We start from the raw sequence: 12566 nt of genomic DNA, 5'->3' as shown, positions 1-12566 counted from the left end.
TCCCCTCTTTGCGGAGGGGACCTTCGGACAGTTATGTAAAAAAGGAATTAGCCAGGTTAGATACGGAAGTGGGAGAATGCCTTGTTGGCGTCGGCCATACGGTGCGTGTCTTCCTTCTTCTTGAAGGCGGCACCTTCACCCTTGCTGGCGGCTACGATTTCGCCGGCCAGTTTTTCCGCCATGCTTTTCCCGTTTCTTTCCCGGGCATAGCGGATCAACCACTTCATGCTCAGGGAAATTTTACGGTCGGGACGCACTTCGGTCGGGATCTGGAAGGTAGCCCCGCCGATACGACGGCTGCGTACTTCGACGCTGGGGGTTACATTGGCCAGCGCGCGGCGCCAGATTTCATACCCGTCCTCGTTGGTCGTTTTGGCCACCCGGTCAACGGCGTCGTAAAAAATAGTCAGGGCGACGCTCTTTTTGCCTTGCCACATCAGGTTGTTGACGAACCGGGTAACCAGTTTGTCGTTAAACCGCGGATCCGGAGCGAGGGGTAACTTCTTGGCTTGTGCTTTCCTCATTGCTATTAGGAAATTATAATAATTTGATAATGATTACTTCTTCTTGGCAGGAGCGGCAGGAGCACCCTTCTTAGGCAGCTTCGTACCGTACTTGGAACGGCTCTGCTTCCTGTCCTTTACACCCGCAGTATCCAGGGCACCGCGGACAATGTGGTAACGTACACCCGGCAAATCCTTCACACGACCTCCGCGCACCAGGACAATGGAGTGCTCCTGGAGGTTGTGGCCTTCACCCGGAATGTAGGCGATGACTTCCACTTTGTTGGTCAAACGTACTTTCGCTACTTTACGAAGCGCGGAGTTCGGCTTTTTAGGCGTGGTGGTGTACACACGGGTACAAACTCCCCGGCGCTGGGGACAGTTACTCAGGGCCCTGGACTTGCTTTTGGCCCTGATGATTTCTCTACCTTTTCTTACTAACTGTTGTATCGTAGGCATTTTGTCCTTGTAAATTTAGGACGGCAAAGGTAAGCACTAATCCTTAATACCCAAAATTGTCGCCACCTTTTTTTGATACCTCAAAGAATTTCCCTCTAAAAAACCCATTGGCTATCGCCCCTTATCTCCTACCATAAGGCCTGACAGCCCTCGAAGCGGGGTGGAGGGTGTCTATTTAGCCCTTTTCCTCAGCCGATCTTAACGACTGCGAGCCCTTTTAGCTGCTGAGGAAAAGGGCTAAATAGACACCCTCCACCCCGCGCGCGGCGCGATCTGGCCTTTGGTCGGGGATTTGAGGATCGGTATGAGGAATAAAAATAAAAAGGGCGGCCCCTGGAAAGGGGCCGCCGTGTCAAGAACTGCTGATTAACCAATTCTACTACCTACACACTATATATTAAAAACCAACTTGCAGACAATTCAACCATTCGCCCCGCGAAAATTATTTGCGCAACACGGAAAATTCTGTCCGGCGATTGACCTGGCGGCCGGCGGGGTTGTCCTTGCCGTTGATCTTTTCGGGGGCGATCGGGCAGCACTTGCCGTACCCCTTCCAGGTCAGACGGGCGGGGTCTATCCCCTTGGATATCAGGTAATCTACGCATGCTTTGGCGCGGCGGTCGGAGAGGTTGAGGTTGTATTTTTCCCCACCGATACCGTCTGTGTGGGCGCCCATTTCGATGGCCATGGTCGGATTTTCGTCGAGGATGGTGACGAGGGTGTCGAGCACCAGGGCGGATTCGGGCCGGAGCGTGGCCTTGTTGTAGTCATAAAAGATATTTTGAAGCACGATGGGCCGGTTGGGCTCATAGTGCCGCAAACAGACTTCCTTGTCTACCAGCGTGTCCACGGGGACCATGTCGTCCGCGTGCACCCGGAGGCTTTTGGAAAAATAATTATCCTTTTCCATCACCACCTTGAAGTTTCCGGGATCGTCGAGGTCGAAGCCATACGTTCCGGAAGCGTCCAGGGTCACCTGTCCGACCACTTTCCCGGCGGTCGTGTCTATCAGGGACACCTTGGCCCCGTCCAGGGGTTGATGGGTTTCGCAGTCGACCACGGCCCCGCTGATCCGTTTGCCGCGACGGGTGACCTTAAACACCTCCAGACAGCAGTTGGAAGCCCTGTCCGAGCTTACATAGGCTTCCTTGAACAATTTCCCCCCGGCACGGGCGCTGGTGAAATAAATGTCGTCTTTGGGCGAATTGAGGGGGGCCCCCAGGTTGACGGGGGTACTCAAGTTGGACAGGTCGCCGAGGCTTTGGAAAAGATCAAAGTTCCCCATCCCCACCCTGCCGTTGGTGCTGAAGACCAGGGTCCGGGAGAAGGCGTCGTAATAGGGGGCCTCTTCGTCCCCCGCGGTATTGATCCCCGGACCGAGGTTCACCGGGGTGCCCGGGACACCATTGTTGTCCAGGCTGGCGTACCAAAGGTCGAAGCCCCCCGATCCGCCCGGCCGGTCCGAGGCAAAAAGCAGGACCTTCCCGTCGGTGCTGACCGCGGGCTGCATGTTCGAAAACCCTGCGGGAGCGTCCACCACAGGCTGGGGCGCCGTCCAGGCGGTCCCGGACCGCACGGATTTATAAATACCGGCTGTTTTTCGCCCATCCTTACCCACCGACCACTGGGTCAGATAAAGGGTAAGACCGTCCGGTGTAAGTGCGGACACGCCTTGCTCCATGCTTTGACCGGGCAGGTCGAGGCGTTGGGCCTGGGCGGTATCCGTGCCGGCGGTATAGAGGTGATTGATATACGGGCTTTTGCCCCCAGCGGCCTTGAGCGTCGGTACCGAAGAACGGGAAGACGTAAACATCAGCGCGTTCCCCCACCAGACGGGGGCATAGTTGGCCCCGCCCACGTTGACGTCCCCGCCCATTTTCAACACGGTAAAGGGCGAGTTGGTCCGCCGGGCTTCCTGGGACGCAAACTGGCAGTCTGCGATCTCCTTGTCGGCGGACGCCTGGATGTCGTCCTGGGTGGTGTAGGCGGAACGGAACTGCTGGAACTGCGACAGGGCTTCGTCAAACCGGCCCTGCGCCCGCAAACAGACGGCGTACCAATACCGGGCAAGGGGATAGGTGGTGCTGAACTGGGTGGCTTGCTCATACCATTTCGAGGCGCTGACAAAGTCATTGTAGTGCCGGTAAGACTCAGCCAGGTGATAGACAAGGTCCTCGTACTGGTGCATCCGGCTTGTCTTGGACGGGTGTTTGTTGACGTCCGTCGCATAGGGGAAAAATCCGGGTTGCGCGTACGGCTTGTTGTCGAGGGCCTTGACGTAATACTGAGCCGCCGAATAGTAGTCCTGTCTGGCGTAGAATACGTCGGCCGTCCGTTTATAGTCCGCCACGAACTGAGCGTGCACGCCGGAGGCCGTAAGCAGGACCGCAAGCAGGGAATACGTTTGTCGTTTCATGGTCGGTCAATTTATAATCTTGGGCAAAAAAAGTGTTCCTTCGGAAAAACCCGTTTCTTGTGCGCCGTATACGACAGCGACAGTTCGAATGCATTGCTGCCGCTGGCCAGGCGGGTCAGGTTGGACGCGTTGGCGTCGTAGCTGATACCGACCGTAATGTCCTGGTAGCGGAAGCCAAGGTAAGGGACGATGGCGTCGTTGACGCGGTAGTCGAGTCCCAGCATCAGGTCGCTGATGTCGGTGATCACCATCTGGGCGTAGGCCCCGAACATCGTTTCGTCGGCGTTCCCCTGCCGCATGTAAATGGCGTTCGGGGTGATGCTGAGTTCGTCGGAGAGGACGATGCGCGCCCCCCCGTGGACCGTATAGCGCATGGGCAGGTGATAATTGTTGGTCGCCAGGAAGGGGTCGCTGGGTTGCGTGAGGTGCGCCACGGACGCCCCTACAAAGGTGTTGACCCTGTGCGCGGGGTTCCCGTCGTACAACAAGGCCCCGAAGTTGGCGTCGAAAACGCTGGAGGACGTCCGGGTGATCGTCTCATTGGACGGGGCGTTGGGGTCATAACCGGTCAGCGGGTTGTACTGGCTGCCCCACTGGAATTTGGACGGATCGAACTTGCGATTGAGTATGCCGGCCTGGATCCCCAGGGTCAGGTGGGTCATTTGCCGGGCGCCGAACTTGACCCCAGTATAGGCCACGGACGCATACCCGTTGAAGTAATTGTAGCCCGCGTCACCGGCCGATTGGTTGAGCAGGTTGACCCCGATATTGATGTTTTTGTCGGTCACCCACTCCGCCGACAGCCCTGCCGTCGTAAAGGGATTGGTGATATTGTTCCACTGGTTACGGTAGTTGAGGTTGACCCGCATGTCGCCGTCGATCACACCCGTCATGGCCGGATTGAGATACAACGGGTACGCATAATACTGGGAAAAATGAGGATCGACCTGGGCAAACGAACGCCCGAGAAACAGGAGGCAAGCGGCGGTTAAAAATAGGTTGCGCATATCAATGAGTTTATGGATCATTATCGAATCAGGGTGACGGAACCTTTTTTGGTGACGGTCGTTCCATCTTGCATGACCGCCTGTAACACGTACACATACACGCCCACGGGTTGTTTCTGGCCGCCCATCGTGCCGTCCCAGCCGGTGTTGATCGAGCGCGACTCGAAGACTTCTTGTCCCCACTGGTTGTAAACCCGGAACACCATGGTCGCGATGGCGTTGCTGTATACATAGAGGATGTCGTTGACGCCATCCCCGTTCGGGCTAAAGACGTTCGGTACGAAAATGTTATCCCCCAGCGGGTTATCGCTCACACCGGCCGCGCGGGCGGAAGCCGTGCTGGTCTGACAGGGGGCGGCGCCCAGGGCTTTCACTTCGCAGGTGACCGATTCGTTGGGTGCCAGGTTGTTGACCGTTTCCGTCGTGCCGGTGATGCCCGACGAAGGCGCCACGAAGGTGACCCCGCTGTCCAGGCTCACCTGGTAAGCCACGGCCCCGGCAACGGGCGTCCACTGGAAGGTGACAGAAGTAGGCGTCCTGGTCTGGACGGTCACCGTGGGGGCCGCCAGGGGCTGTAGCTGGGTCAGGGCGATCGAGGTCCGCGTCGAGCCGCTGGTACACCCCTGGGCGGTAACGGCAGACACGTAGAAGGTCGTATCGGAGGTCAGCGGGCCCGTTGTATACGTGTTGCCCGTGGCGACCGGCGTGCCTCCCGATGCGCTGGCATACCAATCAAAGGTGGCTCCGGCGGTGGTCGAGGATGCGGTCAATATCGCATCATCCCCCGCACACACGCCCGTGGAGGAAGCCGACACCGTCGGGGTAGCGGCCGGTGCGGCGATGGATACGGTGGCGGGCGTCCGGGAAGCGCTGGGACAACCGCTTGACTCCGATTCCACAAAGTATTCGGTCGAGGCGGTGACGTCACTCAGGTTGTATACGGTACCGGTGAATACGGGCGACCCGCCCGAAGCAGCGGTATACCAATCATACGTATCCCCGCTCACCGGGTTGGAGACCTGCAAGCTGACATTCCCCCCCTGACAGACCTGGGCACCCGAGGTCACGAGGGACGGGGCGGTGGGCAACGGCACGACCGTCAGGACTGCCTGCGACCTGGACGCGCTGACGCACGCCCCCGAAGAGGCGCTGGAGGCGACGTAGAACGTATCGCTGGACAGCGGCCCATTCAGGGTATACACCGCACCGGTAAATACAAGGTTCCCACCCGTGGGCGCGTCGTACCAGTTGTAGGTCAGACCACCCTGCGGATTGGATACCACGAACTGGGCGGGTTGCCCGCTACAGTCGTCCACCTGCGACGCCACGAGTTGGGGGGGCGTCAGGTTGTTGGACACGGTAGCAACGACCATGGTAAGACCGGGGCTCGTACACGCCCCTGCATTGGCGGCCCCTACATAATAATCGGTCGTGGTGGCCAGGACCGGGGACGTAAAGGTGGACCCAGTACCCAGGACCGCACCGCCGGACGAGCTCCCGTACCAGCTATAGGTAACGCCTGCCTGCGGATTACTTACAGAGAAGCTGGCGGTATTGCCCGGGCAAACCGTGATCGCCGGGGTTTGCACGGCGGGATTGCCGGGCGTGGGATCGACCGTCACGGTGGCCACGGCATCCGAAGCGCTGGTACAGCCGCCGCTGGTGGCGGCGGAGACATAGTACGTGCCGGAAGCCGTGTCATCCGCAATGATATAATTGGTCCCGGTAAACAAGGGCGTGGCCGACGTAGGCGAGCTCAACCAGGTATACACAAGACCCGCCTGGGGACTTTGTACCTGGAGGCTTACATTCCCCCCGGCGCAAAGCTGCACCGCGGAATTGACAAGGGCCGGTGTCGACGGCTGGGTAACGATGGTGACGGCATCCTGGGTTCTCGACGCACTCGTACAACCCAGCAACCCATTGACGGCCGCCACATAGTAGGTCGTACCGCTGGTCAGGTCGGGGGTGACGAACGGGTTTCCCTGGAAGACCAGGTTGCCCCCGGTGGATGCGTCATACCAGTTGTACACGGTTCCTCCTTGTGGGTTCTGTACCTGGAGCGTGGCGTGGCCGCCCGAACAAATCGCCACGGGAGAGGTCGTAACGGTCGGCGCGGGCGGGACCTGGGTGACGTTGGCGTTGACGGCCGTCCGGGAGGATCCCGTACATCCTGCGGCGTTGGCCGCCTGGATATAGTACGTCGCCGACGCGCTGAGCGCGGGCGTTGTATAGCTGGTGCCCGTGGCCAGGAGCGTACCGCCCGAGGGGGCGTCATACCATGTGTAGGTAACACCGCTCTGGGGCGACGTGATGGTAAAGGTCGCCGTACCGCCCGCGCACAGGGCCACGCTGGTCGCCTGGAGCTGGGGTGCGGAAGGTATGGAATCGACCGCGATGGCCACCGGGGTCCGGGTACCGGCGCTACAGCCGCCTGCCGAAGCCGCCTGTACATAGACGGTTTCCGGAGCGGTAGCCGACGCGATGGTATAGGAGGCCCCGGTAAAGAGCAGGTTTCCACCGGCGGCGGCGTCAAACCACTGGTAAACGACGCCGGTTTGCGGATTGCTGACGGAAGCCGTGGCCGGCTGGCCGCTGCACACCGTCACCGTGGACGCCGTCACCGCCGGTGTGCCGGGTACGGCACTCACGCTGATCGTCACCGCGGTGCGGGCGGAAGGAGCGGTGCACTGGGACGCGCTGTTGACCGCCTCGACATAGTAAGTGACACCGGACGTCAGGACGGGGGTCACAAAAGTATTGCCTGTAAAGACGGGCGTTCCTCCACTGAGCACGGTGTACCAGTGGTAGACCACGCCGGTCTGCGGTTGCGACACTTTCAGGGTCACGGCCTGACCGGAACAGATTGTCGTGTCGGCAGGAGCGACCGCCGGTGTCTGGGGCGCCAGGCCCACGATCACCGATACGCTGTCCCTGGTGCTGCTGGTACAGGTACCGTTGGTGGTACCGGCAAAGTAGGCTTTACCCGATGTCAGCGCGGGGGTGGTAAAGACGTTTCCTGTGGCCAGCAGGCTTCCGCCGCTGGCGCTGTCAAACCACTGCACGGTGGCACCGCCGGTGGCCGTGGCCTGGAGGACGGCGGTCTGCCCGCTGCAAATCGTATCGGGATTTGGTGCGACACTGGGCACCACCGGTGCGGAGACCACGCTGACGGTCACCGGCACACGGTTCGTGTTGGCGCAACTGTCGGACTTCCGCAAGGCTTCCGCATAGTACGTCGTCGTGGCGGTCAGGGCCGGGGTGACGAGCGTATCCCCCGCACTGATGGCCACCCCGCCGGTGGGTGTGCTAAACCATTCTACCGCCGCGTTGACAGAGGTCGTAGCGATCAGGGTCGCCTTTGTACCGGAGCAGATCGTCAGGTTTTTGTTGGCGACAACCGGCGCGGACACCTGGTCGGTGGCGTAGTAAATATTGACCCCGGTCAGGGCGGACACGAGACCCGCGTTCAGCGTGACGGTCACCCGGTCATACGGGCTCTTGGGTGCAAAGCTGATCACCGCATGACCGCTCGACCCCAGGAGATTTACTGAAATAAGCGAGCTGTTGAGCGCCGTCGCGTCGTTGTTGGCCGTGCTTCCATCGGCAGTGGACACCTGGATGGCCCCCAGTACTGCCGCGGACAAGCCCGTGCCGGAAGCGGACAGTTCTATCTGAATACTGTCGCCGGGTTGGCTGACCTCGGGGAAAATAAGGGTCTGCGACACCGAACCGGCCACACTGGCGCCGATGCTCAGGGTCGAGAAAGTGGTGGTATCCGCGTCAACGGCGCCGCCCGGGTTGGTCACCGAGCAACCGATGCAAAGCCCGCTCACCTGGTTGGTTTGCTGGTTCGCGATCCCACAGGAAAGGTTGATCCCGGGGATAACGGTAATGGTGACGGCGGTCCGGGTTGTAGACGTACAACCGCTGGTCCCCACGGATTCCACATAATAGGTGACGGTGCTGGTCAGGGCCGGTGTTACATATGTAGCACCCGTAAATACCGGGCTTCCGCCCGTGGCCGTGGTATACCAGTTAAAGGTCGCGCCGGTCGTCGTGGAGCTGGCGCTCAGCGTGGCGGTGTTGCCCGCATTAACCGTAGCCGACGCGGGGTTGACATTGACCGTGGGCGCCGCGGGCCGGGGGTTCACCAGCACCGTGGCCGTTGCCCGGGCCGGGCTGGCGCAGGCGCCGGCCACCGAAGAGACATAGTAGGTCGCGCTGCTGTCGAGCACCGGCGTCGTAAAGGTGGCGCCGGTGAAGACAGCGGTATCGGCGGTTGCGGAGGTATACCAATTGAACTGAACACCCGGGGTGGTCGAGGTGGCGACAAGCTGTACGCTACCCCCCGCACAAATAGTATCATTTGCCGGAGTGACGGTTGGCGTCGCGGGCGATGCCACCACATTGGCTACGACCGTCGTCCTGGACGCGCTGGTACACCCTGTGGGGCTCACGACGCCCGCGTAATAGGTTTTAGTACTGTCGAGCGCGGGCGTGACCAGCGTATCCCCGGTAAAGACGGGCGTGCCGCCGCTGGCCGTCGTATACCATTTGACCGTGTCGCCCGCAGGAGCGCTGGCGATGAGGGTGGCGGTGCTGCCCGTACAGACCGATACGCTGTTGTGGGCAACGGTGGGCGCCACCGGGGGAGCCGGCACGTTTACCACGGCCTGTGTTCTTTCGGGATTGACGCACCCATTCACTGTGGCCGTGCTCTGCACATAATAAACGGTCGTATCGGTGAGTACCGGTGTCTGGAAGGAGGCGCCCGTAAAGACCGGGGTTCCGCCGCCGGCCGTCGTATACCAGTTGAAGATCGCGTCCGGAGGCGCAATAGCGGTCAGGGTAGCCTGGGAACCCGAACAGACGGTGACCGTATCCGCCAGGAGGGTCGGCGAGGGTTTGGTGCTGGCGGCGTAGTCGATGTTGATGCTGGTCAGTACACCCGCGAGGCCGGCGTTGAGCTGTACCTGTACCCGGTCATAGGCGCTCTTGGGTGCAAAGGAGATGATCGCCGAATCACCGCTTCCTGAAAAAAGGTTGGCGGTGATCAGCGCGGAATTGCCCACCGTTTGCTGGTCGTTGTTCGAATTGTTGCCGTTGAACGTGGTGACCTGTATGGACCCCAGGAGCCCAAGACTCAGGTTCGTCCCCGGTGCCACGAATTTGATGCTGATGGTATCCCCTGCGTCCGCGGTGAAGGGGAAAATCAGGGTTTGCTGGGCATTCCCCCCCAACAGACCCAGGGTCACGTTGAGGGTTGACCCCGTTACGGCGTTGCCGTCCACCGCCAGTGCTTCGTTGCTCACCGAACAACCGACACAAAGGCCGTTCACCGCCGTCGTTTCTGAAGTCGCCGAGCCGCAAGGCACGGCGGGGCCATTCCCCGACAGGACGGTTACCGTCGCGGCGGTGCGGACCGAAGCCGCACACCCTGTCGTCGTATTGACCGCCACCACATAATAGGTGGTCGTGGCGGTGGGCGATACGGTATAGCTGGGCCCGGTAAAGACCGGCGTTCCACCGGTGGCCTGGGTATACCAGTTGAACTGGACACCCGTGGTGGTGGAGCTGGCCGTCAGGGTGGCCGACTGACCGGCGCTGATCGTCGTGGAAGAGGGATTCACCACCGCCGTGACCGGCGTGGGATTGACCTTTACCGTATCCTGGCTCCGCGTAGCGCTGACACAACCTGCCGAGGAAGCCTCCGCATAATAAATGGTCGTTGCGCTCAGGGCCGGGGTGGTAAAGGCGGCCCCGGAATCCAGGGCGGTACCGCCGGTGGCGGCGGCATACCATTTCACCGTCACCCCTGCCGGAACCGTGGCCGACAAGGTCGCCGAATCCCCGCTACAGATCGTCACAGAGGGCGTTGTCAGACCGGGGGCCGGGGGCGGTGTATTGATGTCCACCGTCACAGCGGTCCGGACGGCATTGGCGCAACCAAACTGCGACGACTCCAGGTAATAGGTGGTATTGGTGGTGATCACCGGCGTCACATACGTCGAACCGGTGGCCAGCGCCGTCCCTCCGGTAGCGGTATTGTACCAGTTGAAGGTGGCGCCGCTGGGCCCGGTCGCTTTTAACGTATCCGAAGAAGGACCGCAGTTGACCAGAAGGGTGCTGGCGGCCGTGGGCCGGGGCACCAGGGCCGCGGCGTCATAGACATCCAGGTTGGTCAGGGCGCTGACCACGCCATTGATGGACACCAGCACTTGATTGAACGTGTTCGCCGACGGCAGGATGACCCGGAAACGCCCGGTATTCCCCGTGCCCAGCAGTTCGAGGCGGACAACGGTGTCGGCCAGGTTCTGGGCGTCGTTGTTCGACGTTCCGTTGAGATAGGTCGTGACCTGTACGCCGCCCAGAAGGTTGGCCGAAAGGGTCGCGCCCGGAATCTGCAGATCCAGGATGATGCTGTCCCCCGCGGGATACGTGTTGGGGAAGCCCAGCAACTGGCCGACATAGCCCAGGGCACCCACTGTCGAGACGATGGTCGAGGCCGTGCTCGGATCACCGTCCACCGCCAGGTTTCCGTTATTGACGGTACACAGGAGACAGACGCCGCTGATGATGGGGCTTTGCTGGGTATTCGCGAGGCCGCAGGTAATATTGTTAGGGGTCAATACGTTGACCGTGACCCTGGTCCGGCTGGTGCTGGTGCAACCCTGGTTAGATACCGCCCCGACATAGTAGCTCGTGGGGGCATAGATCGCGGGGGTGGTAAAGCTGGATCCGGTGGCGACCAGGTCCCCGCCGGTGGGGGCGTCGTACCAATTGTAGGTAAGGGTGGGATCGGGCGAGCTGACCGAGAAGGTGGCCGTCTGGCCCTGGTTGACCGTCACCGAGCTGGAGCCCGTAATCTGGACGGAGTCCGGGGTTGGGTTGACCGTGAGGACGGCCGTTGCCCTGGACGCACTGGCGCAACCCGTGGTGGCCGACACGGCTTCCAGGTAATAGTTCTGGGTGGCGGTGGCGGCGGGCGTGGTAAAACTTGTCCCCGTCGCCACGGGCGTTCCACCGGTGGACACCGTATACCAGTTATAGGTGGTGCCCGCCTGCGGGCTTTGTACCATAAAGGTGGCGGGGTTGCCCGAACAAACCGTCACGGCCGCATTGACCAGCGAAGGCGTGGCCGGGAGCGGGTTGACCACGACCGTCACGGCCGTCCGGGTGGCGCTGGCGCAGGAACCGAGGTCCGCTTCCACATAATAGGTCGTCGTAGACGCCGGTGTTACCTGGAAACTGTTCCCCGTAAAAACGGCCGTGCCACCGGTCGCCTGCGTATACCAATTAAAGGTCGTCCCCGTGATGCTGTCCGAGGCCGTCAGGGTAACCGTATTACCGGCGCAGACCGTAACCGAGTCCCCGCCCGATAACGTGGACGCGGGCACGATCGTCTTGTCCCTAAACGCATAGTAAAGGCGGAAGCCTGAGAGGGCGCCTACCAAAGAAGAATTCAGGCTGATGCGAACCCGGTCGAAGGCGGCGGTGGGCCGCACGACGATGTTGGCCCGCGTCGTATCGGTGCTTAACAATTCGAGGTTGTTGGTCGTCACGTTGGTGACGTCGTTGTTGGCCGTCGACCCGTTGTAAGTTTGGATCGTAACGCCGCCCAACAGGGCTGCCGTCAACAACGAACCGTTATTGCCGATCCCAATGACCAGGGAATCGCAACCAAGATCCGGGTTGACGCTGGGGAAGATCAGGTCCTGGTAAACGTTCACGCCCAACAACCCCACCGTGATGTTAAAGGTGGAATAGTCGTTGAGGTTGGCGTTGTTTACAGGATTGGAAGGATTACTGACCCCGCAGAGGAGACAGATACCGTTCACACCATTGTCCTGTGACGTTGCATAAACCCTTTGAGCACGGGTAGTCAGAGGCGCAGTCAAAAGGGTACAGGCGAGCAAGATGACGGGCAAAAGGGCTTTGTAAGCGAAGCGCCTTTTGCTTGGCTCAGAGCCGAAGTAACCAAGCATAGGTATTATTTTGGTTTGCAGTGATACGTTTTCTGAGGCAACTCATAATATAGGGTCAGAATAAGGTTGGATTGCTATCTATTGTGGTTTGGCTTATCGCGAACGAAAATAGGGCGTCGATATTTTGTGAAGAAGGAGCAGTTCATTCACCTTGCGGGAATTCATTCATTTTATTCATTCAAAAAAATATATT

The 12566-nt window shown here is 60.2% G+C and carries 5 protein-coding genes; all 5 read right to left on the bottom strand.

What is annotated here, in order from left to right; all coding sequences use genetic code 11:
- Positions 1–56: 56 nt before the first annotated feature.
- The 5 genes from rpsG to EDB95_RS08365 all read right to left on the bottom strand — a co-directional run bounded on the left by rpsG (position 57) and on the right by EDB95_RS08365 (position 12373).
- Complete coding sequence (gene rpsG, locus EDB95_RS08385; RefSeq protein ID WP_133992553.1) at positions 57–524, bottom strand: 30S ribosomal protein S7; 468 nt, start codon at positions 522–524, stop codon at positions 57–59.
- A gap of 33 nt (positions 525–557) precedes the next feature.
- Entirely contained in the window at positions 558–962 is a 405-nt protein-coding gene (rpsL, locus tag EDB95_RS08380; protein WP_133992551.1) for a 30S ribosomal protein S12, read from the bottom strand.
- Positions 963–1404: 442 nt separating this feature from the next.
- Entirely contained in the window at positions 1405–3378 is a 1974-nt protein-coding gene (locus tag EDB95_RS08375; protein ID WP_133992549.1) for an OmpA family protein, read from the bottom strand.
- 11 nt (positions 3379–3389) lie between these two features.
- Positions 3390–4385, bottom strand: coding sequence for a PorP/SprF family type IX secretion system membrane protein (locus EDB95_RS08370; protein WP_133992547.1), 996 nt, complete (start codon positions 4383–4385; stop codon positions 3390–3392).
- A gap of 20 nt (positions 4386–4405) precedes the next feature.
- Positions 4406–12373, bottom strand: coding sequence for a gliding motility-associated C-terminal domain-containing protein (locus EDB95_RS08365; RefSeq protein ID WP_133992545.1), 7968 nt, complete (start codon positions 12371–12373; stop codon positions 4406–4408).
- Between the last annotated feature and the right edge of the window lie 193 nt (positions 12374–12566).

The sequence above is a fragment of the Dinghuibacter silviterrae genome (assembly GCF_004366355.1).
Classification (GTDB): domain Bacteria; phylum Bacteroidota; class Bacteroidia; order Chitinophagales; family Chitinophagaceae; genus Dinghuibacter; species Dinghuibacter silviterrae.
This window is presented reverse-complemented; position numbering and strand designations above follow the sequence as displayed.